Source organism: Pseudohaliea sp., from assembly GCF_054552115.1.
This window is the reverse complement of sequence record NZ_JBTOLW010000011.1, coordinates 65,853-90,871: the sequence shown is the minus strand read 5'-3', so window position 1 is coordinate 90,871 and position 25,019 is coordinate 65,853. Positions and strand designations below refer to the sequence as shown.

General features: G+C 67.2%; 22 protein-coding genes. 13 read left to right on the top strand and 9 right to left on the bottom strand.

The window, feature by feature from the left end; all coding sequences use genetic code 11:
- Positions 1–134: 134 nt before the first annotated feature.
- The 7 genes from hppD to ACX93N_RS07660 all read left to right on the top strand — a co-directional run bounded on the left by hppD (position 135) and on the right by ACX93N_RS07660 (position 7,189).
- Positions 135–1,217 carry a 4-hydroxyphenylpyruvate dioxygenase gene (hppD, locus tag ACX93N_RS07690; protein ID WP_459427818.1) on the top strand — a complete coding sequence of 361 codons (1,083 nt, stop codon included), beginning with the start codon at positions 135–137 and terminating at the stop codon, positions 1,215–1,217.
- Between the two features lie 38 nt (positions 1,218–1,255).
- A complete protein-coding gene (locus ACX93N_RS07685; RefSeq protein ID WP_459427817.1) occupies positions 1,256–2,995 on the top strand; it encodes an aromatic amino acid hydroxylase in 1,740 nt (579 codons plus the stop codon).
- Between the two features lie 263 nt (positions 2,996–3,258).
- Positions 3,259–4,113, top strand: coding sequence for a UbiA family prenyltransferase (locus tag ACX93N_RS07680; protein WP_459427816.1), 855 nt, complete (start codon positions 3,259–3,261; stop codon positions 4,111–4,113).
- Entirely contained in the window at positions 4,110–4,988 is an 879-nt protein-coding gene (locus ACX93N_RS07675; protein ID WP_459427815.1) for a bile acid:sodium symporter family protein, read from the top strand. Before ACX93N_RS07680 ends, ACX93N_RS07675 begins: the two co-directional genes overlap by 4 nt.
- Positions 4,989–5,002: 14 nt before the next feature.
- Positions 5,003–5,560, top strand: coding sequence for a CDP-alcohol phosphatidyltransferase family protein (locus ACX93N_RS07670; RefSeq protein WP_459427814.1), 558 nt, complete (start codon positions 5,003–5,005; stop codon positions 5,558–5,560).
- Positions 5,561–5,564: 4 nt separating this feature from the next.
- Positions 5,565–6,338: an endonuclease/exonuclease/phosphatase family protein gene (locus ACX93N_RS07665; RefSeq protein WP_459427813.1), complete on the top strand. Its 774-nt coding sequence runs from the start codon at positions 5,565–5,567 to the stop codon at positions 6,336–6,338.
- A gap of 59 nt (positions 6,339–6,397) precedes the next feature.
- Positions 6,398–7,189, top strand: a complete 792-nt coding sequence (locus tag ACX93N_RS07660) for a sulfotransferase (protein WP_459427828.1) — start codon at positions 6,398–6,400, stop codon at positions 7,187–7,189.
- Positions 7,190–7,210: 21 nt separating this feature from the next.
- Here the strand turns inward: ACX93N_RS07660 and putA are convergent, their stop codons facing one another.
- A complete protein-coding gene (putA, locus tag ACX93N_RS07655; RefSeq protein WP_459427812.1) occupies positions 7,211–10,339 on the bottom strand; it encodes a bifunctional proline dehydrogenase/L-glutamate gamma-semialdehyde dehydrogenase PutA in 3,129 nt (1,042 codons plus the stop codon).
- Between the two features lie 148 nt (positions 10,340–10,487).
- Here putA and ACX93N_RS07650 point away from each other — a divergent pair, with 148 nt between their 5' ends.
- Positions 10,488–10,973 (top strand): Lrp/AsnC ligand binding domain-containing protein, encoded by a 486-nt coding sequence (locus tag ACX93N_RS07650; protein WP_459427811.1) that lies wholly within the window; start codon positions 10,488–10,490, stop codon positions 10,971–10,973.
- Here the strand turns inward: ACX93N_RS07650 and ACX93N_RS07645 are convergent.
- Complete coding sequence (locus tag ACX93N_RS07645; RefSeq protein WP_459427810.1) at positions 10,930–11,568, bottom strand: uracil-DNA glycosylase family protein; 639 nt, start codon at positions 11,566–11,568, stop codon at positions 10,930–10,932. The two genes, ACX93N_RS07650 and ACX93N_RS07645, sit on opposite strands and share 44 nt — an antisense overlap.
- A gap of 95 nt (positions 11,569–11,663) precedes the next feature.
- Here ACX93N_RS07645 and ACX93N_RS07640 point away from each other — a divergent pair, with 95 nt between their 5' ends.
- Positions 11,664–12,554, top strand: a complete 891-nt coding sequence (locus tag ACX93N_RS07640; RefSeq protein WP_459427809.1) for an alpha/beta fold hydrolase — start codon at positions 11,664–11,666, stop codon at positions 12,552–12,554.
- Between the two features lie 44 nt (positions 12,555–12,598).
- On the opposite strand, the gene ACX93N_RS07635 is transcribed toward ACX93N_RS07640, so the two are convergent.
- Positions 12,599–13,012: a universal stress protein gene (locus ACX93N_RS07635; RefSeq protein WP_459427808.1), complete on the bottom strand. Its 414-nt coding sequence runs from the start codon at positions 13,010–13,012 to the stop codon at positions 12,599–12,601.
- Positions 13,013–13,079: 67 nt separating this feature from the next.
- Positions 13,080–14,729, bottom strand: a complete 1,650-nt coding sequence (locus tag ACX93N_RS07630; RefSeq protein WP_459427807.1) for a BCCT family transporter — start codon at positions 14,727–14,729, stop codon at positions 13,080–13,082.
- Between the two features lie 251 nt (positions 14,730–14,980).
- Between ACX93N_RS07630 and pckA the strand changes: the two genes are divergently transcribed.
- Together pckA and ACX93N_RS07620 are read left to right on the top strand one after the other, a co-directional pair.
- The gene (pckA, locus tag ACX93N_RS07625; protein ID WP_459427806.1) at positions 14,981–16,588 is read left to right on the top strand and encodes a phosphoenolpyruvate carboxykinase (ATP); all 1,608 of its coding nucleotides are present in this window, start codon (positions 14,981–14,983) and stop codon (positions 16,586–16,588) included.
- 30 nt (positions 16,589–16,618) lie between these two features.
- The gene (locus ACX93N_RS07620) at positions 16,619–17,920 is read left to right on the top strand and encodes a TAXI family TRAP transporter solute-binding subunit (RefSeq protein WP_459427805.1); all 1,302 of its coding nucleotides are present in this window, start codon (positions 16,619–16,621) and stop codon (positions 17,918–17,920) included.
- Positions 17,921–17,967: 47 nt separating this feature from the next.
- Here ACX93N_RS07620 and ACX93N_RS07615 read toward each other — a convergent pair whose 3' ends face one another.
- The 4 genes from ACX93N_RS07615 to ACX93N_RS07600 form a co-directional block, all read right to left on the bottom strand.
- Positions 17,968–18,366, bottom strand: a complete 399-nt coding sequence (locus tag ACX93N_RS07615) for a DUF4149 domain-containing protein (protein WP_459427804.1) — start codon at positions 18,364–18,366, stop codon at positions 17,968–17,970.
- Entirely contained in the window at positions 18,363–19,079 is a 717-nt protein-coding gene (locus tag ACX93N_RS07610; protein WP_459427803.1) for an HAD-IA family hydrolase, read from the bottom strand. Before ACX93N_RS07610 ends, ACX93N_RS07615 begins: the two co-directional genes overlap by 4 nt.
- A gap of 31 nt (positions 19,080–19,110) precedes the next feature.
- Entirely contained in the window at positions 19,111–19,431 is a 321-nt protein-coding gene (locus ACX93N_RS07605; protein WP_459427802.1) for a high-potential iron-sulfur protein, read from the bottom strand.
- 200 nt (positions 19,432–19,631) lie between these two features.
- Positions 19,632–20,018: a hypothetical protein gene (locus tag ACX93N_RS07600; protein WP_459427801.1), complete on the bottom strand. Its 387-nt coding sequence runs from the start codon at positions 20,016–20,018 to the stop codon at positions 19,632–19,634.
- Positions 20,019–20,188: 170 nt separating this feature from the next.
- Between ACX93N_RS07600 and ACX93N_RS07595 the strand changes: the two genes are divergently transcribed.
- On the top strand, positions 20,189–20,803 hold the full coding sequence (locus ACX93N_RS07595; RefSeq protein WP_459427800.1) for a hypothetical protein: 615 nt from the start codon (positions 20,189–20,191) through the stop codon (positions 20,801–20,803).
- A 436-nt stretch (positions 20,804–21,239) separates the two neighbouring features.
- Positions 21,240–22,943 carry a PAS domain-containing sensor histidine kinase gene (locus tag ACX93N_RS07590; protein ID WP_459427799.1) on the top strand — a complete coding sequence of 568 codons (1,704 nt, stop codon included), beginning with the start codon at positions 21,240–21,242 and terminating at the stop codon, positions 22,941–22,943.
- A gap of 247 nt (positions 22,944–23,190) precedes the next feature.
- Here the strand turns inward: ACX93N_RS07590 and ACX93N_RS07585 are convergent, their stop codons facing one another.
- Positions 23,191–24,900: an FAD-dependent oxidoreductase gene (locus tag ACX93N_RS07585; RefSeq protein ID WP_459427798.1), complete on the bottom strand. Its 1,710-nt coding sequence runs from the start codon at positions 24,898–24,900 to the stop codon at positions 23,191–23,193.
- Positions 24,901–25,019 lie beyond the last annotated feature (119 nt).

Here is a 25,019-nt window from a genome sequence, read left to right as displayed (position 1 = left end):
ATCGCCGCCCGCCAGAGCCCGGCTCCTGGAATTTTCTCCCAAATCTGCTCCCGCTGGCCCGTGATTTCGGGCGCACTTTCCACGGGTAAGCGCCTAGCATGGACCGATTGATAATCAATCGCGGGAGAGCGACCATGACCGACAGCATCGGTAACGCCATCGATAACACCATCGATAACCCCATGGGCACCGACGGCTTCGAGTTCGTCGAGTACGCGGCACCGGACCCGGAACTGCTGCGGGACCTGTTCACGCGCATGGGCTTCCCGGCGGTCGCCCACCACCGCACGAAGGACGTCACCCTGCACCGCCAGGGCGATATCAACTTCATCATCAACGCCGAGCCGGACAGCTTCGCCCGGCGCTTCGCGGCGGAGCACGGTCCCTGCGCCTGCGCCATGGCCTTCCGCGTGAAGGACGCGCGCGTCGCGCTCGCCCGCGCCCGGGACATGGGGGCCACCATCATCAACGAGCCGGTGGGCCCCATGGAACTCAACATCCCGGCCATCGAGGGCATCGGCGGCAGCCGCCTCTACCTCGTCGACCGCTATGGCGACCAGACCATCTACGACGTCGACTTCGCACCCCTGCCCCAGGCCGAAACCACGGAGCAGAGCGGCACCGGGCTCACCTACATCGACCACCTCACGCACAACGTGCACCGCGGCAACATGGACACCTGGGCAGGCTTCTACGAGAAGCTGTTCAACTTCCGCGAGATCCGCTTCTTCGATATCGAAGGGAAGAAGACGGGCCTCAAGAGCCGTGCGCTGACCAGCCCCTGCGGCAAGATCCGCATCCCCATCAACGAGTCCTCCGACGACAAGTCGCAGATCGCCGAGTACCTCTCGGAGTACAACGGCGAGGGCATTCAGCACATCGCCCTCGGCACCGACGATATCTACCGCACCGTCGACCAGCTCCGGGCCCGGGGACTGACGCTGCAGGACACGCCGGAGACCTACTACGAGCTCATCGACGAGCGCCTGCCGGGGCACGGCGAGGACGTCACCGCGCTGCGCGAACGCCGCATTCTCATTGACGGCGGCGAGGACCAGGGCGGCGGTTTCCTGCTGCAGATCTTCTCGGCGAACGTGATCGGGCCGATCTTCTTCGAGTTCATCCAGCGCAAGGGCAACGACGGCTTCGGCGAAGGCAACTTCCAGGCCCTGTTCGAGTCCATCGAGCTGGACCAGGAGCGGCGCGGGGTGATCTGAGGCCGCAGGCCAACACAGCGGACCGGGAGGGGCACAGCATGACGACCGACGCAGCCACCAGCCAGGAAGCCATCATTGCCAGCCTGCCGTCGCACCTGCGGCCCTTCGTGCAGCGGCAGGATTATGCGCAGCAGTACACGCCCCGGGACCAGGCCGTGTGGCGCTTCCTGCTCCGACGGCTTACCCGGCAGCTGGCGGACAGCGCCCACCCGGTCTACCTCGAGGGCCTCGAGCGCACGGGCATCGCCCCGGACCACATCCCGTCCATCGACGAGATGAACGCCTGCCTCGCCCGCCTCGGCTGGCGCGCCGTCGTTGTCGATGGTTTCATCCCGCCGGCGATCTTCATGGAATTCCAGGCGCTGAAGGTGCTGGTGATCGCCCTCGACATGCGCAGCGTCGAGCATACGCTGTACACGCCGGCGCCGGATATCGTGCACGAGTCCGCCGGGCACGCCCCTTTCATCGTCGACGTGGATTACGCGGAGTTCCTGCAGCGCTTCGGCGAGGTGGGCATGCGGGCGATTTCCACGAAGCACGACTTCGATCTCTACGAGGCCATTCGCCGCCTGTCCATCCTCAAGGAATCCCCGGAAAGCACCGCCGCCGAGATCGACGGGGCCACGGCGGAGCTCGAGCGGCTGGCGGCCGCCGACGTGCCGCCGTCGGAAGCCGCCCTCCTCGCCCGCCTGCACTGGTGGACCGTGGAATACGGCCTCGTCGGCGAGCTCGACGACTACCGCATTTTCGGTGCCGGCCTCCTGTCCTCGCTCGGGGAGAGCAGGCACTGCCTCGATGATGAGCGGGTGAAGAAGCTGCCGCTGACCGTGGACGCCGTTGCCTATCCCTATGACATCACCGCCGAGCAGCCGCAGCTCTTCGTCACCCGCAGCTGCAAGCACCTGAGCCAGGTGCTCGAGGAGTTCGCGGCAAGCATGGCCTTCCGCCGCGGCGGCGCCGAGTCCCTGCGCAAGGCCATCGCCGCCGAGTCCGTCTGCACGGCGGAGCTCGACTCGGGCGTGCAGGTCAGCGGCCAGTTCGTGGAGGCGCTGACCGACGCTGTGGGCAACGCCATCTACTACCGTACCGATGGCCCCACGCAGCTGGCGTTCCGCGGCCGTGAGCTCTACGGCCACGGCACCGACAGCCACCCCGCTGGCTTCGGCTCGCCGGTGGGCATGCTCAAGGACTTCAGCCGCTGCCTGTCCGATTACACGGTGGATGAACTCAAGGCCCACGCCATCGTCGAGGGGGAGGTGGTCACGCTGGAATACCTCTCGGGCATCACCGTGCGCGGCCGGCTCCGGGGCATCGTCCGCCAGGAGCACCGCAACCTGCTGCTGAGCTTCGAGGCATGCACGGTGACAGCCCTGGACGGCCGCGTGCTCTTCGACCCGGCCCGGGGCACCTTCGATCTCGCCGTCGGCGCGGCGGTCACCTCGGTCTTCGGCGGTACCGCCGACCGGGACCGCTACCGCCTCTACAAGCCGCTGCCGGCCACGCACACCGAGCGGCCGGCCGTGGACGAGGCCCTGATGGGTCTCTACCGCGAGATCGACGGACTGCCGCCAGGAGCTGTCGACCCGGCCGCCGCCGCCGCCATCGAGGCGGGCCTGGACCTCTACCCGGATGAGTGGCTGCTGCGCGTGGAGCTGCTGCGCCGCAGCGGGGACTGCCAGCTGCCGGCGCCCCTGGCAGAGCGGGCGAGGGTCGAGCTCGGCGAACTGGGGGAAGATCCGGCGCTGGCCGAGGTCGTCGAGATCGCCCTGGCCGCCTGACGGCCGGTCGTCAGTCACCGAAGGGCAGACGTTCCGGCGACCCGGTAAAGTCCGGGGAAAAGACTCACCGGACTATCCTGCCCCCGACCCATACTGCCGACACCTCGCCGCCGGAGGGCGGCCCCCGCGGCGCATTAATCATCGCGGCGCAGAGCGGGCGCCGGAGCATCGACCAGACCGAACAGACCAGACCGAATACGTATGCAAGCCCCGGCCAGTGCGATAACCTTGCGCGCCCGTGCTGCGAACAGGCAACGAGCGCCTTGAGGCCCCTCCCGGACAAGACCCGTTTCATTCGTGCCCTGCGGCCCTTTTCTCTGGTCGTCGCCGTGGCCACATGCGGTCTCGGCGTCCTCCTGGCCCTGCGGCAAGGGGAGGCAGACCCGGCTCTCGCGCTGGCAGTGATCACTGCGGGGGTGCTGCTGCAGGCGGGGGTCAACCTGGTCAACGACCACGCCGACCGGCAGAGCTCCGCGTTCAGCCCGGCGCAGCGGCGGGCCATCGGGCGTAATACGCGGCTCGGCGCAGCCGCTTTCCTCCTCGCAGGCCTGTTCGGGCTCTACCTCGTCTGGCTGCGCGGCTGGCCCATGCTCGCCCTGGAGGTCGTGGGCCTGGCCGGCGCGCTCGGCTATACAGGACGCCCGGTGAACTACAAGGCTCGGGGGCTCGGCGTCCCGCTGGTCTTCCTGTTCATGGGCGTGCTGCTGGTCGGCGGCGCCTACTATGCGGTGAGCGGCCGTTACCACGCCGGCGTTTTCTGGCTGTCGCTACCGTTCAGCCTGTTCGCTTCCCTGCTTCTGCTGAGCAACGAGCTGCGCGATTACGAGGCGGACCTCGCCGAGGGCCTGCGCACTCTCACCGTGCGCATCGGCTACGAACGCGCTGCCCGGCTGTACCGCGGCCTGATCCTGCTGTTGGCCGCCGTGACCTTCGCCCTCGGTGCTGCGGGCCTGCTCGCCTATGCCGTGCTTCCGCTGCTGTCGTTGCTGTGCCTGTTGCCGCCCCTCCGGCTGCTGGGCCGGGGACCGGCGGAGCGTCAGGCCCTGGCCCCGGCAACGGGGCGCGGTTTCTTCGCCTACGGCTGCACGCTGCTCGCCGCCCTCTGGATTGCGCAGTGAACCAGGACGCGATCCTCGCCATCGCCCTCCCGGTGACCCTATTCGTCATGATGCTGGGCATGGGCGCCAATCTCAGCCCCGGGGATTTTCGGCTGCTGTTGTCACGCCCGGCAGCCGTGTTCTGCGGCATCGCCTCGCAGATGCTGCTGCTCCCGCTGCTGGCTTTCCTGCTGCTGTCGGCGCTAGGGCTGCCGGCAGAAATCACCGTCGGGTTCATGATCCTGGCCCTGAGCCCCGGCGGCACCACCTCGAATATGTTTTCCTACCTGGCGGGGGGCAACCTGGCCCTGTCCATCGCGCTGACGGCGCTCGTGAGCCTGGTGACACCGCTCAGCCTGCCGCTGCTTGCGACCTGGCTGCTCAGCAGCCGCCTCGCCGCGGGGACCGACATCACCCTTCCCTTCCTGCCGACGGTCGGCAAGCTGGTGGCGGTCACCCTGGTCCCCGTGTGCCTGGGCATGCTGCTCCGAGGCTATCGCCGCGCTTTCTGTGAGCGCAACGAATTCTGGATGACTCGCGTCCCCTTCCTCATGCTCCTCGGCGTGATCGCGGGCATCATCGCGCAGAACCGGGAGCGGATGCCCGAATTCCTCGCGCTGACCGCGGTGCCGGCGCTGCTACTGGCGACGGCGGCGCTGCTTGCGGGCTACGGCCTCGCCCGTAGCCTCGGCCGCGACCGCCACGACGCCCGCACCATCGCCATCGAGACATCGATCCAGAACGGCGGCACCGCCATCCTCATTACCGGTACCGTCCTCGGCAATCCGGCGATGACTATCGCGCCGGTGATGTACGGGATTCTCATGCTGCTGCCCGTCCTGCTCTACCTCGCCTGGCAACGGCTGATGCCGGCCCGGCTGAGACCTCCGGGGTAGGGTAGAATCCTGTCATGCGTGCCGCTCTCCTGCTCCCGAACCTGCTCACCGGCGCCCGGCTTTTGCTCGCGATACCGATCGCCGCCGCTATCCTCGACGGGGCCTTCTCCCGCGCCCTGGTGATCGCCGCCATCGCCGGCCTGACCGACGCGCTCGACGGCCTCCTCGCCCGGCGCCTGGATGCGCGCTCCCGCCTCGGTGCCGCGCTCGACCCGCTGGCGGACAAGACGCTGATCTTCGCTGTCTTCGCCAGCCTCGCAGCCGTTGGAATGATGCCGGCCTGGGTGGCGGCGGTGGTCATCGGCCGCGACGTGATCATCGTCTCCGGGGCGCTGGCCTACCAGCTGCTCATCGGCGGGCTGGAGTTCTCGCCCACGGCCCTGTCCAAGGCCAACATGGCCGTGCAGGTGCTGTTCCTGGTCACCGTGCTCGGCAACGCGATCGGTGGCTGGCTGCCGGCGCCCGCGCTCGTTGCCTTTACCACGGTGGTGCTGGTGATCGCCATCGCCAGCGGCCTGCAGTACGTGGTGCTCTGGTCCCGCAAGGCCATCACCGCCCGGCGCGAGGCCTGACGCCATGGCCCGGGAAACGTCAATCAATGTCCTGACCTACAACATCCACAAGGGCTACTGCAGCGGCAACCGCCGTTTCGTGCTCGACGCCATTCGCGAGCGCATCACGGAAACCGGGGCGGATATCGTCTTCCTGCAGGAGGTGCACGGGCGTGCGGAGAAGAGCAGGGCCCGGCGCCGGCGCTTCTCCTACCCGGACCAGCCGCACTTCGAGTACCTCGCCGAGCAGGTCTGGCCCCATTACGCCTACGCCCGCAACGCCATCTACCGCAAGGGCGACCACGGCAACGCGATCCTCAGCAACTACCCGATCCTGGACTGGGAGAACATCGACGTTTCCATCTTCCCGCGTTCCAGCCGCAGCATTCTCCACGGCGTGATCCATCTGCCGCGGGTCGATGTGCGCCTGCACACGCTCTGCGTGCACCTGGGCCTGCTCGAGCAGGAGCGCAAGGAGCAGCTGCAGGCGCTGGCCCAGCGCATCGAGGACCACGTGCCCCACGACGAGCCCATGATTCTCGCCGGCGATTTCAACGACTGGCGCCGCCGCGCCGAGCGACACCTGCAGCTGAGCCTGGAGATGGAGGAGCTGTTCGTCGCCCTGCAGGGGCGCCACGCCCGCACCTTCCCGGTCTGGGCGCCGCTGTTCCCGGTGGACAGGATCTACTTCCGGGGACTCACCCCCGTCGCCTGCGAGCGCCTCGGCGAGGGGCACTGGCGGGACCTCTCGGACCACGCCGCCCTGCTCGGGCGCTTCAGCATCGCCCACCCGGACTGAGCGCCTGTGACCCGGCCACCCGCGCCCGGGGCTGCCCATGGTAGACTGTCAAAACCGGGCTGGTCGTCAGGATTCCCGGTCGCATCCCGAAGGGAGGAACTATCGCTGAGCCCGCGCCACTTTTCGTCTGCGGCTGTGCACGCAGCGGCACCACGGCCCTGGCCCAGCTCGTGGGCAGCGATCGCCGGGTGCTCCTCGGTATCGAGCGCTACGCAAAGCTGGCGCGCGACCGCTTTGCCATCGACCCGGAGCACCTGCAGCCTGCGCGCTTCGCCCGGATAGAAGACGGCGATACCTTCTACGACAGCTTCGATGGCAGACATTACTGGGACGAGCGCTTCAGCGACAAGCTCGCCGGTCGCCTGGCACTGGCCTACGTCGGTGACAAGAAGCCGATCCTGTACCGATTCTGGCGGGAGCTCTTCCAGCGCTTCCCCAACGCCCGCCTGCTGTTCATCTACCGCGATCCGCTCGCCGTGGCCCGTTCCTGGGAGCGCCGCGCCAGGGTCCCCGGGGGCAACTGGCCGAGGGCGCGCGACGCCGGCGCGGCGATCGATGAATGGAACCATTCCTGCGCCTGCATCAGGGACGCAGTCGCCGCAGGCCATCCCGTCGGCATCCTCTCCTATGAGCACCTTTTCAACGCCGAATGGATGGACCGGCTGTTCGCCTGGCTCCAGCTGACACCCTCGACGGAAGTCCTCGCCACGGGCGAGCGCCTTGGGGCCGCGCATCAGCGGGCGCTGGAGAAGCGCGGCGGCGCCGCACCGCTCGACCTGGACGAAGCCGCGCTCGCGGCGCGGGTGGAGCAAGACAGCTGGCGGTGGCTCGTCCGCAAACGCCTGGCCTGAGCCAACCCGTTCAGGGTCGCGTCATTCCTCCTCCAGGTTAAAGAGCTGCGTGTTGCCCCCCTTGGCAACCACGTTGTCGGTGCGCGTCTTTTCCGTGGCAAAGCGCGGCAGGTAATGGGGGCCGCCGGCCTTGGGCCCGGTGCCCGAGAGCCCCTGGCCGCCGAAGGGGTTCACGCCGACGATGGCGCCGACCATATTGCGGTTGATATAGGTGTTGCCGACCCGCGTGGCCTGGAAGACCTCCCTCGCGAAGCCATCGATACGGCTGTGGACGCCGAGCGTCAGGCCGTAGCCACTGGCGTTGATGGCCTCATAGACCTGCGGCAGCTCTTCGACCCGGTAGCGGATCACGTGCAGGATGGGGCCGAAGACCTCTCGCTCGAGCTGGTCCAGGCGGTCGATTTCGTAGACCCGGGGCGGGAAGAAATAACCACCCCGGCCGTCGGCCGGCGGCTCGCAGGCGGCAAGCAGCCGCCCCTCCCGGTCCATGCGCTCGGCGTGGCGCTCCAGGTTCTGGCGGGCGGCGAGGTCGATAACCGGGCCGATGTCCGTCGCGAACACCGCCGGATCGCCGAGGCGCAGCTCGGCCATGGCACCGGCGAGCATCGCCAGCACGTTGTCGGCGATATCCGCCTGCAGGTACATGACCCGCAGCGCGCTGCAGCGCTGCCCCGCGCTCTGGAAGGCCGAGATGATCACATCGTCCACGACCTGCTCCGGCAGCGCCGTGGCATCGACGAGCATGCAGTTGAGGCCGCCGGTCTCGGCAATGAGCGGCACGATGGGCCCCTCGCGTTCGGCCAGGCTCTGCTGGATGCGCCGGGCCGTAGCCGTGCCGCCGGTGAACGCGACGCCGCCGACCCGGGGATCGGCCACGAGCTGCGCGCCCACGGCACCGTCCCCGGGCAGCAGGTTGAGCACATCGCCGGGTATGCCCGCGGCGTGAGCGAGGCGGACGACCTGGGCGGCCACCAGCGGCGTCTGCTCCGCGGGCTTGGCCACCACGGCGTTGCCGGCCACCAGCGCGGCAGCCAACTGCCCGGTAAAGATGGCCACGGGGAAGTTCCAGGGGCTGATGCAGGCGAAGACCCCGCGGCCGTGCAGGGACAGCTCGTTCACCTCGCCGGTGGGTCCCGGCAGCCGCTTGACGGCAAAGCCGGCGCGGGCCTGCTGGGCATAGTAACGGCAGAAGTCCACGGCTTCGCGCACCTCGGAAAGGCCGTCGTCGATCGTGCGCCCGGCCTCCGCGGCGACCAGGCCCATGAGTTCGCCGCAGTTCGCCTTGAGGGCCTCGGCGAGGCGTTCCAGGCAGACGGCGCGGGCTTCGACGCCGGCCGCGTCCCAACTCGCTTGTGCCGCGCTGGCGGCGGCGAGGGCGGCATCGACGGCTTCGGCATCCGCCTCGAGCACCTCGCCCACCACGATGTCCGGTGCGGCGGGGCTGTGCACGGGGCGGCCCGCGCCGGGCAGTTCCCGGCCACCGACGATGGGGCCGGCCCGGTGCGGCCGGGCTACGCCGGCGGCCATGGCGGTCTGCAGCGCGGCCAGTTCACCGGGGTCGGCCAGGTCGATGCCGCGGGCGTTGGCCCAGGGCAGCGCCTCGCCGCTGTAGAGCTGGCGCGGCACGGGGATGCGCGTGTGGCGCCAGCCGGGCAGCTGCTGCGCCTCGGCAAGCGGGTCCCGGAGCAGTTCCTCCGGCGGCACACGGGCGTCGAGGAAGCGGTTAACGAAGGAGCTGTTGGCGCCGTTCTCCAGCAGCCGGCGGACGAGGTAGGGCAGCAGATCCCGGTGGTTGCCCACAGGCGCATAGACCCGCACCGGCAGCGCCGGGTCCTCATCCTGCAGCTCATCGTAGAGCAGTTGGCCCATGCCGTGCAGGCGCTGGAACTCGAAGTCCTTGTCGCCGGCGAGCGCGCGCACCACCGCGACAGTGTGCGCGTTGTGGGTAGCGAACTGGGGATAGACCGCATCCGGGGCGTCGAGGAGCCGTGCCGCGCACTGCTCGTAGGCGAGGTCCGAGTGACACTTGCGCGTGAAAACCGGGTAGTCCGCCAGACCCTGTTCCTGGGCGTGCTTGATCTCGCTGTCCCAGTAGGCACCCTTGACCAGGCGCACGGGCAGCCGGTGTCCCGTCTCCCGGCCCAGGGCCACGAGCCAGTCAGCCACCGCCAGCGCGCGTTTCTGGTAGCCCTGGAGTACGAAGCCGAGCCCGTCCCAACCGGCGAGCTCCGGATCCCGGGCCAGCGCCTCGAAGAGCGAAAGGGACAGGTCGAGGCGATCGCACTCCTCCGCGTCGATGGACAGGCCGATGCCACCGCTGGCGGCCATGAGGCAGAGTTCGCGGATCCGCGGCAGCAGTTCCTCGATGACCCGGGCCTCCTGGCGGAACGCGTAGCGCGGGTGCAGTGCGGAGAGTTTCACGGAAATGCCGTTGGCGGCGATCACGGAGCGGCCGCGGGAGCCGGTGCTGATGGCGCGGATCGCATCGGCGTAGGCCTGGAAATAACGCTGCGCATCGGCATCGGTGCGCGCGCCCTCGCCGAGCATGTCGAAGGAGAAGCGGGTGCCGCGGCGGTTCTCGGTCACACCGCGCTGCAGTGCCTCGCTGATGCTGCGCCCGAGCACGTACTGGCCACCCATGATGCGCATCGCCTGGAGCACCGCCTGGCGCACCACCGGCTCACCGAGGTTGTTCACCAGCCGGCGCATCCAGGAGCCCGTGTCGCTCACCGCCTCCTCGTCGAGGCGCACGATGCGCCCCGTGAGCATGAGGCCCCAGACCGAGGCGTTGACGAAACGCGAGGCGGACTTGCCGCGATGCGAGCCCCAGTCCCCGGACTGGATTTTCTCGGCAATGAGCCGGTCCGCCGTCTCCTCATCGGGGACGCGCAGCAACGCCTCGGCGAGGCACATGAGGGCGATGCCCTCCCTGTTGGACAGGCCGAACTCCTGCAGGAACGCATCCAGCGTACCGGCCTTGCGACGCTGGCCGCGGCAGCGCCGCACGAGATCGATGGCCGTTTCCCGCGCCGCCTCGCGCTGCTCCCCGGCGAGGGCGGGAGCGGCAACGAAGGCCTCGAGCAGGTCCTCCTCCGGCGCATGGGTCGCGGCGCGGATGGCGTCTCGAAGCGCGTCGAGGGATTCGGTCATGACGTTGTCCTGTGCAGTAGGCATCCCCGACATTCTGCACATTTATCGCGATATTTGACGCTTTATTTGGGTTAGGAGCAGGAGAAAATTCTGCATTTGGGGTTATCATGGTTTTTTATCGGGAAACGCTGACGCGGGAGCCGCCACCATGGGCAAAGTCCGGGACCTGGACCGGATCGACCGCGCCATCCTGCGGGAACTGCAGCGCGAGGGGCGCCTGAGCAATGTCGCCCTCGCCCGCCGCGTGGGCCTGAGCCCCACGCCCTGCCTGGAGCGCGTGCGCCGCCTCGAGCGGGACGGCTTCATCACCGGCTACGTCGCCCTGGCCGACCCGGCGCTGCTCAACGCCAACACGGTCGCCTTCATCCAGGTACTGCTCACCAACACCAGCACGGAAAACCTGCGCGCCTTCAACCGGGAGATGCGCGACCTCCCGGAGGTGGAGACCTGTCACATGGTCGCCGGCGGCTTCGACTACCTGATCAAGATCCGCTGCGCCGACATGCAGCACTACCAGCGCTTCCTCGGCGAAAAGCTCGCCGCCATACCGCTCGTGGCGCAGACGCATACCTACGTCGTGATCGAGGAGGTCAAGTCCGAGACCGCGATTCCGCTCGACAACCTGCCGGGCTGACCGCGCCGCGGGCGGACAGCGCAGCCGCGACCCGTCGACGCAGTTCCGGCAGCACCTCCGCCTCGAACCAGGGGTTGCGGCGCAACCAGAGATTGTTGCGTGGACTGGGATGGGGCAGGGGCAGCAGGCCGGCACCGAAACGACGCCAGTCGCGCACGATGTCGGTGAGATTGCCGCGCGCCGCCGGCAGGTGCCAGCGCCGGGCGTACTGGCCGATGACGAGGGTCAGGCGAATGCCGGTCAGCTTTGCCAGCAGTGCCTCGCGCCAGGCCTCGGCGCATTCGGGCCGCGGCGGCAGGTCACCACTCGGACCGGTGCCCGGGTAGCAGAAGCCCATGGGCACGGCGGCCACCAGGCGCTCGTTGTAGAAGACCGCGCGATCGACGCCCATCCAGTCCCGCAACCGGTCGCCGCTCGGGTCATCGAAGGGCAGGCCCGAGGCGTGAACGCGGCGGCCCGGGGCCTGGCCGACGACCAGGATGCGCGCGCCCGCGCTCGCCTGCACCACCGGGCGCGGACCGAGGGGCAGCGACCCCTCGCAGAGGCGGCAGGCGCGCACGCGGGCAAGCAGCTGCTCCAGTGTTTCCTCGCTCATGGCCCATCATTGCCCGGTTCGCCGGCCGGTCGCAAGGCGCCCCCCGGGCCTCGCCTGCGCCGCTATACTGGGCCGACAGCAAACGGGGAGAGGCCATGGCACGCGCGTCCGCAAACGGTATCGAGATCGAGTACGAGAGCTTCGGTGACGCGGCCGGCGAGCCTTTGCTCCTCATCATGGGTCTTGGCACGCAGCTGACGGGCTGGCCCGACGCTTTCTGCGAGCAACTCGCCGGCCTGGGCTACCGCGTCATCCGCTACGACAACCGGGACATCGGTCTTTCCACGCACCTGGTGGGCGTGCGTCCGCCGAACATTCCCCTGCTCGCCAGCCTCCACCTGCTGCGCCTGCGGCTGCCCGTCCCCTACACCCTCGAGGACATGGCCGCAGATGCCATCGCGTTGCTGGATGCCCTCGCTATCGAGCGGGCCCATCTCGTCGGCGCCTCCATGGGCGGCATGATCGCCCAGCTCGTGGCGGCGCATTACCCGGAGCGCACGCTGAGCCTCACCTCGATCATGTCCACCACCGGGCATCCGTCTCTTCCCCGGGCCGAGCGCCATGCCACCCGGGCGCTGCTCAGCAGGCCGGCGGAGCCGACGGACCCGGAGTCAGTGATCGAGCGCAACACCCGCGTTCGCAAGGCCGTGCAGAGCACGCTCTACCCGAAGAGCGACGAGGAGCTGCGCGCGGCGGCGAACCGGGCCTTCCACCGGGGCGGCTACGATCCCGCGGGTGTGACCCGGCAGCTCGGCGCGGTCATCGTCGCGCCGCACCGCCGGCAGCTGCTGGCGACCGTGCGCGCGCCGGCACTGGTGATCCACGGCGAGGCCGACCCGCTGGTGAAGGCCGCGTGCGGCATCGACACGGCAAAGCACCTGCCGGACGCCACGCTGAAGCTCTTCCCGGGCATGGGTCACGACTTCCCCGACCCGCTGCTCGAACCGATGGCCGAGGCCATCCACGGCGTCGCCCGCCGGGCCTGAAGGGGCTTGAAGGGGGCTGACGAACGCACCGAGGGCGGCGCGGCTCAGCGCACGACAAAGACGGACAGGTCCGTGTGGCTCGCCAGCCAGCCCGCGTTGGACGAGAAGACGTACTCACGAAGGCCGGGTACATGGGAAGCCACGACCAGCAGGTCCACACCGAGCTCGTGGAAGGCATCGGAAAGGGTGCGGTCCAGTTCCACGGTCGGATCATCACAGATGCGGGCATGGGCCGTGAAGGTGACGCCGTGGCGGCTGCTGCAATCGCGGGCGTAGGCCGCGAGCTTCTCGCCGAAGGCGTGGGGGTCGCGGGCCACCTCGCCGGGCGAGGGCGAGGTCACGGCGACCAGGTCGATGCTCGCGCCGAAAGTCCGGGCCAGGGCCGCGGCGGTCTCGACGGCTTTCTCCAGCGTCTGCGTGTGCGCGAGATCCACGGGCATGCCGATGCGTTCGTACATGGATCAGTCTCCCCCGGTTTCCCGGCCTGCTGTCCCGGTGGCCCGGGCGGCATCCTTCCTCGGCGGCCTACCCACCTGTCTCTGCCTCTGATTCCGCCTCGACGACTTCCAGGAGCAGCCGCTCCGCACGCAGACCGCGGTATAGGCTCAGCACCATGAGCAGCATCACCAGCGAGAAGGGGAAGGCCGACGCCAGCGCCAGGGCCTGCAGGGAGGTCAGCCCCCCGCCCAGCATGAGTGCCACCCCGAGCAGGCCGAGGAAGATGCACCAGAAAATGCGCTGGCCGACCGGCGTCTCGATCTTGCCGCCCGCTGTCATGGTATCGACGATCAGCGACCCCGAATCCATGGAGGTGACGAAGAACACCAGCACGAGCACCACGCCGAGGGCCGACGTGAGCAGCGTGAGCGGAAACTGCTCGAGGAACACGAAGAGGGTCAGCTCCGGCTTGAAGTCGCGCACGGTCTGCGCGACACCCTGCCAGCCCTCGATGAAATACTGGTCCATGGCCGTCTCCCCGAAGATCGTCATCCACAGGATGAAGATCGCCGAGGGGGCCAGCAGCGCGGCAACGATGAACTCGCGCACGGTGCGGCCGCTGGAGATGCGCGCGATGAACATGCCGACAAAGGGTGAGAAGGCGATCCACCAGGCCCAGTAGAAGGTGGTCCAGTCGTGCATGTAGTACTCATCCTCGCGCCCCATCCAGTTGCTGAGCTCGGGCAGGTAGCGCAGGTAGGCGCCGCTGTACTCGACCACGCCGGTAAGAATGTCCCAGGTCGGGCCCAGGGCGAGCACGAAGAGACCGAGCACCGCAGCCGCCCCCATGTTCAGCTCGCTGAGCACCTTGATACCCCCATCGAGGCCGCGAAGCACCGAGCCCAGGGCCAGGGCGGTGATCACGGTGATCACCAACACGCGCAGCCAGTTCGCGTTCGGGATGCCGAACAGGTAGGCGATGCCACCGGCCGCCTGCTCGGCGCCGAAGCCGAGGGACGTCGCAAGGCCGAACAGCGTGGCGAACACCGCCAGCACGTCGATGACGTGCCCTGCCCAGCCCCAGGTGCGTTCACCGAAGATCGGGTAGAGCGCCGAGCGGATCACCAGCGGCAGGCCCTTGTTGAAGCTGAAGAAGGCCAGCGAGAGGCCGACAACGGAATAGACGGCCCAGGGGTGGAAGGCCCAGTGATAGATGGTTGCCGCCATCGCAAGGTCACGGCGCTCCGAACCGGTCACGCCCTCCGCCGACAGCGGCGGCGTGAGGGCGTGGGTCATGGGCTCGAGCACGCCGTAGAACATGATGCCGATGCCGATTCCCGCCGCAAAGAGCATGGCCACCCAGCTCGGATAGCTGTAGCGCGGGCTGGCGTCGGGTCCGCCGAGGCGCACGGAGCCCAGGGGCGAGAGCACCAGGAAGACGCAGAACAGCAGCACCAGGTTGGCCACGGCCATGAAGAACCAGTCGAGCTGCGTGGTCAAGCTGACGCGCCACTGGCCGAAGACATCGGCGGCCAGCGAGGGAAAGGCGAGCGCGAAGACGACGAAGAACACGATGGTGGTGCCCGAGACAACGAAAACCGGGTTGTGGACATCGAGGCCGAACGTACGGATGTTGTCCTCACCGACCCGATGATCGGAGGTGTAGTCGGCCAGGCCCTCGGCCCGCGCCAGGTCGGAAAAACGAGCGATATCCAGGGAATGGGAGGTATCGGACAAAACGCGAAAGCCGTGGTCAGCATGAGTGGCCCGGCCCGGGAGAGCGCGCCGGGGCGCGCCAGCTTCGCAGGCTCGGACGGTGACACCTTAGCGACCCAACGTCCCCCGGTAAAGCAGCCACCCCACCGGTGACCGCCGGTGACGTTTTGCAGAGCAGGCGCAATGGTAGGCGCAAGCCGTTTCCTCCCCTATGCTGGGAAGGCGAGTGATACGCATTCACCCCGCTTTCATCGACACCGGGAGACTCCACCGTGACACAGAACATCGACCTCTCAGCCTATGGCATCACCGACGTGCAGGAGATCGTGCACAACCCGTCCTACGAGCAGCTTTACGAGGAAGAGCTGCGCGAGGACCTCGAGGGCTATGAGCGCGGGATCCTCACCGAGTCGGGCGCTGTGGCGGTGCGCACCGGCGAGTTCACCGGGCGCTCGCCGAAGGACAAGTTCGTCGTCTACGACGACGTCAGCAGGGACAATCTTTGGTGGACATCGGAGCAGGCGCCGAACGACAACAAGCCAGTCACGCCCGCCGTCTGGGCCGAGCTGAAGGCGCTGGTCGTCAGGCAGCTTACCGGCAAGCGCCTCTTCGTGGTCGACACCTTTTGCGGCGCCAACCCGAAGGTCCGGATGAAAGTGCGCTTCGTGATGGAGGTCGCCTGGCAGGCCCACTTCGTCAAGAACATGTTCATCCGCCCGACCGCCGAGGAACTCGCGAGCTACGGAGAGCCGGACTTCGTGGTGCTCAACGGCTCGAAAACGAGCGACCCGGACTGGCAGGCGCACGGCCTGAACTCCGAGGTGTTCACCGTCTTCAACATGACCGAGCGCATGCAGGTCATTGGCGGCACCTGGTACGGCGGCGAAATGAAGAAAGGCATGTTCGCCATGATGAACTACTACCTGCCCCTCGATCACATGCCGTCGATGCACTGCAGCGCGAACATGGGCGAGGACGATGACGTGGCGATCTTCTTCGGCCTGTCCGGCACCGGCAAGACCACGCTCTCCACGGACCCCAAGCGCCGGCTGATCGGCGACGACGAGCACGGCTGGGACGACGAGGGCATCTTCAACTTCGAGGGTGGCTGCTACGCCAAGACCATCGACCTCGATCCGAAGAGCGAGCCGGACATCTACCGGGCGATCCGCCGCGACGCCCTGCTGGAAAACGTCGTTGTCGACGAGCAGGGCAAGGTGGATTACTTCGACCATTCCATCACGGAGAACGGTAGGGTCTCCTACCCCATCTACCATATCGACAACATCGTAAAGCCCGTTTCCCGGGGCGGCCACGCGGAGAAGGTGATTTTCCTCACCGCCGACGCCTTCGGCGTCCTGCCCCCGGTGGCGAAGCTGACCCACGACCAGACGCAATACCACTTCCTGTCGGGCTTTACGGCAAAGCTCGCCGGTACGGAGCGCGGCATTACCGAGCCCGTCCCGACGTTCTCCGCCTGTTTCGGCAAAGCCTTCCTGACGCTGCACCCCGTGCGCTACGCCGAGGAACTGGTCGCCCGCATGGACGCCGTGGGCGCCCGGGCCTACCTCGTGAACACCGGCTGGAACGGCACCGGGAAACGCATATCGATCAGGGACACGCGGCGGATCATCGACGCGATCCTCAACGGCTCCATCGAAGCAACGGAGACAAAGACCCTGCCGATCTTCAACCTCGAGATACCCACGGCCCTGCCCGCGGTCGACAGCGGCATCCTCGATCCGCGGGACACCTACGACGACCCCGGGCAGTGGACGGCAAAGGCACGGGACCTCGGTGAGCGCTTCGTCCGCAATTTCGAGCAGTACACGGACACGGTGGGCGGCGCCAGGCTGGTCGCGGCGGGACCGCAGCTGTAAGCTGCCGGGGCACGCTCGAGGACGACCACCATGAAAGCACTGCTGCGCAGCCTGCCGATCGTGCTCCTGGGTCTGCTGCTCCTCGGGCTGCTGGCGAGCGCGACCGGTTACGTGCTGCGCCAGCTCGACCTGCTGCCCCCGACCCGCGTCAGCATGGCTGCCGGCGCCCCCGGCTCCGCCTACCACGACACCGCCGTCGCCTACCGCGCGATCCTCGCCCGCGATGGCATCGACCTCGAGATCATCGAGAGCGGGGGGTCGGTGGAGAATGCCGGCAGGCTGGCAGGCGGCAGTGCCGACATCGCCCTGGTCCAGGGTGGCATCGCGCTTCCCGAGACGGTCGAGGGTATCGCGGCGGTACAGCTGGAACCGCTGTGGATCTTCGCCCGGGATGCGACCGCGAACAATCCGCGCCACTGGCCGGAGGGCCGAGTGGCGGCGGGCGGCGAGGGCAGCGGGACGCGCCTGGTGGCGGACACCCTGGCGCGTATCACCGGGTCATCGGCCCTCGCAAGGCCGGGCGCCGAGCCGCTGGGCGGCGCGCGGGCCGGCGAGGCCCTTCTCGACGGCGAGGTAGAGCTGGCGCTGTTCGTCGCGCCCGCCGGCGCCGGCTATCTCGCCCCGCTCCTCGATGCCGACGGGCTGGGCCTGGTGACGCTCGCGCACAGCGAAGCCGTCAGCCTTCAGCTGCCGGGGTCGCGCCTGGTGACGCTGCCCTCGGGGATTCTCGACTACGCCCGGTCCCGCCCCCCGGCGGATGTCGAACTGCTGGCACTGGAAACGCGGCTCGTCGGGCAGGAAAACCTTCACCCCGCCCTGGTCAATCGCCTGGTCCATGCGGTGCTGGAAGTCCACGGCGAACCGGGAATCTTCCCCGCAGACCGGAACTACCCGGCAGCGACCACCAGCGGTGTCGAGACCAATGCCTACGCCGCGAAACTGCTGCAGGACGGCTTCAGCCCGCTGGAGCCCTTCCTGCCCTACTGGATCGTGGCGCAGCTGAACCGGGTGCTGCTGGTCATCCTGCCCGCGCTGCTCCTTTTGCTGCCTCTGCTTCGCGTGCTGCCGGCGCTCTACGGCGCGATTCTCAACCGCCGGGTCTACCGCCACTACGCGCGGGTCCACGAAATCGACGAAGAACTGGTCGAGAAAGGATCGACGCTCGGAGCGGCGCGCCTGCGCGCCCTGCGCGAGGAGATGAATGCCATCGAGCGGAAACTGCTGCGGGCAAATCTGCCGAACAGCTACCGCAAGCAGGCCTACACGCTGCTCCACCACCTTGACTACGTGCGCAAGCGGGGGGACGAACTGCTGCTCGATGCAGACGATTAATTCCGCGGGCCGGCGAAGCCGCGCTTGTTTCACCGAATGATCGGTGCTCAGAGCACACGCAGCAGGACGTAGCCTGCAACAACAAGCTGCAGGACGCCGACCGCCACAGACGCGCCATGCAGCCGATGGAAGCGCCGTTTGTCGCCACGGTCCGAGGCGGCATTGATCGCAGGCATGAGCTGCTGCCTTAACGGCACGGCTGAGACGGCGATCGCCAGCAGCAGCAGGCTGCTCGTCCCGTCCACGCCCAGGTACAGCAACGCGGCAAGCGCCGAGGTCGCAACGAGCCAGAGGTAGTAGCCGGCGAACGCCCGCCGCAACAGGCTGCCCGCCTCATCGGCGGGCAGCGCCCGGAAGAGAAAAGCGGCAAAGGCCGATGAGTACAGCAGCGCACCGCCAAACAGGAACGCGGTGGCGAGAAGCGCCACCGCGGCCTGAAGCTTCATTGCAACGACCCCCGCGGTTGGGCGAGACCAGCGGGCGCTCTCGACGAAGACGGGGCATCCTGACGGAACAAGGCGATCGCCCGCTCCAGGGTCGCAGGCACATCACGAGTGATCAGCAGGTTGTGCTCGACGGCGGCATATTCTCCCGGGTAGAGATAGCACTGCAGGTCCGCCTGCAGTGCCGCGCTCTGGTTGACTGGCCTGTCCTCGACGGCGATAACCTCCGCGGCCTCCAGGCCCAGTGTACTCAGGGCGTGGTAATACGCGGCCGGGTCCGGCTTCAGGGTCAGCACGTCCTCTGCCGTCGTGATGAGATCGAAGGCTTCGGCGTCGAGGCCCACGGTATGCGTGAGCAGTGCACTGACCATCTCCGGCGCCGCCGTGGTGACCCACGCGAGGGCGATCTCTTCCCGCCGGCACAGGCTGATGGCGTCCGCGATGCCGGGCCGGAGCCAAAGCCCACCCTCGACGAGCTTGAGGAAATGCCGGTGCTGCAGGGCCTGGACCTCCTCTGCGAGACCCTCCGGCCACTCGTCCCCGAGCACGTGCTCGAGCCAGCGCTGTCCGCCGGGGACCTCCAGCAGCCGGCAATAGGTCGCGACGTTCCAGTAGAGGTTCAGACCCATATCCCTGAACGCCGAATTGTAGGCAAGGCGCTGCAGGCGGGCGGTTTCCGCGACGACGCCGGTAGAGCCGAGAAAACATGCTTTCATGACACAACTCCTGTGGCTGATCCGCGTACCTTCAGGCTACCCAGCCGTTGCACCAGCCGTTTGCATGCACGCGCTTGCCGGAAAAGATCGGGCAGAGACCGTAGTCTTCGTCGAGTTTCTGGTAGAGGGTGCAATTCGTGCACTGCTGCTCGGCACCGCCGGAACCGGCCTTCTTGGGCCACGCGGCGGTATCCACGGTCGTGTGATCGGCCTTGTAGCCCATCGCGATGGCGGTGGAATCATCCTCGCTCAGCACGGGCGGCTGGGCGTGTGACACCCGGGCGATAATCAGTGAAGACGCCGTTGCGGCGGCGGCTTGCAGAAGCTTGCGGCGGGAAACGGGACTGGCCATGGTCAGGTACCTCCATTCGAGTTGCATGGGGATTACGCCGGAGCGAGCGGTACCGTTTGCCGCTGTCGAAGAATTGTCTGGTTGTTCGTAGGGTTAATCGAGAATGGGAATTGCTCGCGACCGCAAGGCTCCCTGGAATCGGTTCAGGTTGCTGCCATCCACTCGGCACGAAGGGTGCCGGCCCGCAACCGTCGATCGCCTTAGTCGAGAAACTCCTTGTCGATCAATCGCCACTCACCCTCGAGCTGCGTCAGCGTCAGGCGCGCCGCTCTTTCCTGCTCGCGATCTCCACGTCGAAGCGTATAGACCGTTTTTGCGAGGTAATCGCCGGTGCCCGTTTCTCGCACGTCTTCGACGGAGAGTTCCGTCACCTGCAGATCCGATAGCGAGGAAATCCCGTGCTGGGAGAACACCGCTTCCTTCGCCCGTTCTTCGCCGACCATCCGGGTAATTCTCTGGAGTTGTTCCTCGACCCCTGCAACATAGTCGCGTTGGAGTGCGTCTTCGATCTCAGATTCGCCGGGGCCTCCTCCGGCGCAGCCGGAGAGCACGGCAAAGGCTGCGAGCACCTGGAGTTTCCTGATCATCAGCTATCCCCTTTTTATGCGGTTTTCTTTGCGAACAGCGTCTATCGTTTTCGCATATCGCTGCAGCCGTCGTCAATTGATAAGCTGGTGCGGCCGCGTGCCCGTGCGGCATCGGGGCTGTGCGGCATCGGGGCTGTGTGCAAAAGAAAAAACAGCAACAGGAGGTCTTTGTGAATAGAACCGCAGCAGGCTTTGCCGCTCTCGTGACAATCGGGGCTCTGGCATTCCTTCCGGCACGGGCAACGAATGTGGACTTGCTCGGGCTCGATGTGGAAGGCGTACGACTGGGCATGTCGACCAGCGAAGCGGGCGCCGCGCTCGACAATCGTGGGTACGACCAGATCAAGGGGACCAGCTTCCAGAAGAAAGACGCCCGGGGCGTGCATTACGTCGGGCTCAAGCTGAATCCTGGTGGAGAGGTGATTTCCGTTGAGGTTGCCCACTTTCTCTACGAGGGGATCGACCCCGACGCTCATCGAGATACCTGGGTAGAGAACTGGGGCGAACCCGACAATCGCATGGGCAATGCGGGCCACGACTGGAACCTGACCTACGAGAACGAGGTTGCCGTTCTGGACAAATGGGCGAAGACTGTCCCTCGCTCGGAACTGCGCACGAGGCTGGTATCCAAGAATGAAGTGATCGCCTCCAGGCGTGGCCGAGAGGTCAGCAGCGAGCTTTGTATGGCCATCAAGGACAAGCCGGTATCACTGCTCAACGTCACCGACCGGGAGAACCTGATGGAGTGTATTCGCACCGGGCAATTGCGGATCGTAGCCCGCTGAAGGCGCCGGACTGCGCAACCGCGTTCCGAAACTCGCTCCCGTGTCAGTGAACTCCGCAGCATCTGCTGCGGCCGGTCGAGGTCGTGCTCGGTGGCAGCGGCTCCTAGATGATGGGCCCTTCACCATCGTCAAAGCGGGCCACCTCGCCGCTCTCCGAATCAACCGGACGGCAGCCGATGCCTGTCCCGATGGAGAGTTCCTCCCCTCGCCCACGCCTATTGCTTGTCTTTGCCGCGAAACGACTCTCCTGGCCGTCGCGTTTCCCTGCGCCATTTCTGACCGGCGCTGGTCACCGGGCAGGCAGGCTGATAGATTCAGGGGCCCGCAGTCAGCGGGCGTCGTTCGCAGGGATACGGTCACCCTGTGCGCATCCCGGCTAAAGCTTCGCGGGATGAGGACCGACACATAACAATGGCTGCTCCAGGAAGCCCGCCTCGTGAATAACCCGTTCCTCTCAGCACGGCTTGCACTCAAGCACGAAGACTGGCGCGTGTCGCTCCTGCAGATGCTGCTGCTGTCGATGGCCGTCATCGCCCTGCCGATCCTCATCAACGAAGTGCGGTACCGGGATGACTGGCTCGTGCCTGTGCTGACCTGGAGCGTATTACCCATCCTGTTCCTGTGCCGGCCCCTGCTTTCGCATGCCTCGCGTGCGTATCTGTTCGTGGTGCTGTTCACGCTGTTTGGCCTCTGGACGAGTTATACGGCCGGGCTGATGGGCGGGGGGCGGATGTGGATGGGGGCCGCCGCTCTGCTTGCCGCCCTGCTCCTCGGCGCAAGAGTCGGGTTTATCCTGTTTTTCGTGGCCACTGCCGCGTTGACGGGCATAGGGTTCAGCGCCGTCACCGGCTCGCTGACGTTTTCACCACCGTTCGATAGCACGCCGAACACGGCGGCACTGTGGGCCAGCCATATTGGCACCTTCGTCATCGCCGCCGGCGGTCTGCTGCTCTCGGTGCTCTACGTGATCCGCGCGATCGAGGCTCGCAAGCAGGCCGAACTGGCCCTGGCAAAGCGGGAACGGCAATTGCTCGACGCGCAGCGAATGGCCGAGGTCGGCAACTGGAGCGCCGACCTGGTGAGCGGCGAGCTGACCTGGTCTGACGAGATCTATCGCATCTTCGGTTATGAACCCGGCAGCATCACTCCCAGCGTGGCAGCCTTTCACGACGCGGTGCACCCGGATGATCGCGAGCGGGTGCGTGAAAGCGAAGAAAAGGCCGTACAAACCGGCCGTCTCGATGTCATTCACCGCATCGTGCGGCCCGATGGCAGCATCCGCCATGTTCACGAGCGGGCAGAGATGCGCCTGGACGAGGCCGGCACACCATTCCGGCTGTCCGGCACGGTACAGGACGTGACCGAGCGCGCTGAATTCGAACAGGCCCTGGTTTCAGCGCGCCAGGAGGCGGATCACGCCAACCAGGCCAAGACCGAATTCCTTTCCAGGATGAGCCATGAGTTGCGCACGCCGCTGAATGCCATCCTCGGTTTCGGCCAGCTGCTGCAATCGGACAGCGCCAATCCTCCCAGCGCTGCGCAGCGGGAAAGCATCGATGAGATCATGCAGGCCGGCCGGCATCTGCTGGGCCTGGTCAACGAGATACTGGATCTTAGCCGTATCGAAAGCGGTCGCATCGAGGTCAGCCTGGAGCCGGTCGACCTGGCGCCCGTGCTGGAGCAATGCGTCAGCCAGCTTCGGCCGCTGGCCGACGAGCGTCATCTCACCCTGTCACTGGCTGAGGGCATCGAGGCCTGGGCGATAGCCGACTATTCGCGCCTCAGGCAGGTAGTTTTGAACCTGCTCTCCAACGCAGTGAAGTACAACCGGGAACACGGGAAAGTTGAGCTCGCTGTGGAAACGACGGCGGAAGGCAGGCTGCGTATTTCGGTCAGCGATACCGGCCCGGGGATCGATCCGGCAGTACAGCCGGCACTTTTCCGGCCTTTCGAACGCCTGGGCGGTGCCTACAACGGCATTGAAGGCACCGGCATCGGGCTGGCCCTGTGCAAGCACCTGGTGGAAGCGATGGGCGGTGAAATCGGCCTGGAGAGCGTGCCGGGCGAAGGCAGTACCTTCTGGGTCGAGCTGCCGCAAGGCGAGCCTGTGACTCCAGGCACTGCGGGAACTACCGACTGAGCGTCTCAACCCGCTGTGCGTGGGCGGTTCGGCGTTCCGCTGGCATTATCAGTCGCGCTACGTGGACTCCGGTCCATCCCCCGAAACCCGGGTAGAACCCAAGAGGTTCCATCGCGCCTGGGGGCCGGAAGAGGAACAGGTGCTCGAGCGACACAGGGCCGCCGACCTCGACCGCCTGGCGCAACGGCCGGACCTGCGCCGGGTGGAGGCAGGGGCAGGGCCACGCCCCGCCTCTCCCGGCTGGCGGCTAGCGCCGCTGCATCGCTCGTACCCGGCTGAGCAGGCGATAACCACCGTAAAGATTGCGGACGTCGCCCCAGCCGTGGTGACGCAGGATCTGCTGTGCCGCATAGCTGCGCTGGCCGCTTGCGCAGGCGACCACCAGAGGCCGTCCTTGCGGCACCTCGTCCAGCCGCTCGCGCAGCTCGTCGAGGGGCAGGTTCAAGGCGTCCTCGAACGGCTCGACTTCGGCCTCGCGGGCGGAACGCACATCGACCAGCACCGTGTCTTCCGCCAGCCCCCGGCCCTCGAGAAAGTCGAGGGGTGCAATGCCCGGGGCGGTGCCCCGCCGGGCGTTGGCTGCAGCGAAGCCGGCGAGCACCGCAGCATCCTTGGCGCTGCCGAAGGGCGGCGCGTAGCTCAGGTCCAGGTCCTCCAGCTCCTCGACGGTCAGTCCACCGCGGATCGCCGTGCTGAAGACATCCAGCCGCTTGTCCACGCTCTCGCCGTAGGCCTGGGCGCCCAGCACCCGCCCACTGGCGGGCTCATAAACGAGCTTGATCATCATCGGCCTCGAGCCCGGGTAGTAGCTGGCGTGATTCGGCCCACCCAGGTAGACCACCGCCACCTCGCGCTCGAGGCGGGCGGCAACCTTTTCCGTGAGCCCCGTGCCGCCGGCATTCATGCCGCACACGCGAACGATGCTGGTGCCGGTGATCGCGCTGCTGCGCAGTCGCAGCGGGTCGTCTGCCGCCGCGCCGGCGAGATCCATCGCCGCGTTACATCCGGCGACGCGCCCCTGCTTGTTCGCCGGCCAGGCCAGGGGAATGTTGACCGGTGTGCCCGTGGGCAGAAATTCCGCCTCGGCATTGTCGCCGGCGGCGAAGATCGCCGGGTCCGAGGTGCGCTGCTGACAATCGACCTTGATCGCTCCCGTAACGCCGAGCTCCAGCCCGGCGGCGCGCGCCAGGGCGACATTGGGCTTCACGCCCGTGCCGAGCACCGCAAAGTCGAAGGCGATCTCCCGGCCGCTGCCCAGGGTCGCCACGCTGCGCGACTCGCCGTGGTCGATGGTCGCGACCGCATCCCCGGTGATCACCTCGCCCCCGGCCGCGACCAGCGCTTCTTCCAGCGGCCACGCCATCTCCGGATCGAGCGGGCCCATCACCTGCGGCGCCATTTCGACGAGGGTTACGCGGCAGCCGCGATCGAGGAGCTGCTCGGCGCACTCCAGGCCGATAAAACCGCCGCCGATCACCAGCACCTCGGCCCTGTCCTCGTTGTCGTGACCGATGCTCGCGAGCCTCGCCGTGATGGCGTCCACATCGGGGACGGTGCGACAGGTGAAGATATTCGCAGCCTCGATGCCGGGCACGGGCGGGACCAGGGGCTCCGTGCCGGTAGCCAGCACCAGCCGGTCGTAGGCCAGGGTGTTTTCCCGGCCCTCAGCATCGACATAGCTGACCTGCCTGGCATCGCGATCGATGGCCGTGACGCGGTGTTGCAGCCGAAGGTCGACCCGGAGGCGGCTGTCGAAGAGCGCGGGGTCGACGACGAACAGAGCATCGCGGTTGGGGATCTCCCCACCCACGTAGTAGGGCAGGCCGCAGTTGGCAAAGCTCGGGTAGGGCCCGGCCTCGAAGAGCACGATCTCGATGCACTCGTTGGCGCGTCGCGCCTTGGCTGCGGCGGAGGCCCCGGCGGCGACACCGCCGATCACGATCAAGCGTTGGGTCATTAAAGGTTTCCTGTTTTCAGACAGCGGAACAAATGGGCGAAGCGAACCAGCATCCGCGGAAACCACCGCTACTTGCATCGCCCCGGCCATAAAACTATTATTTAATTTAACACTTAAAG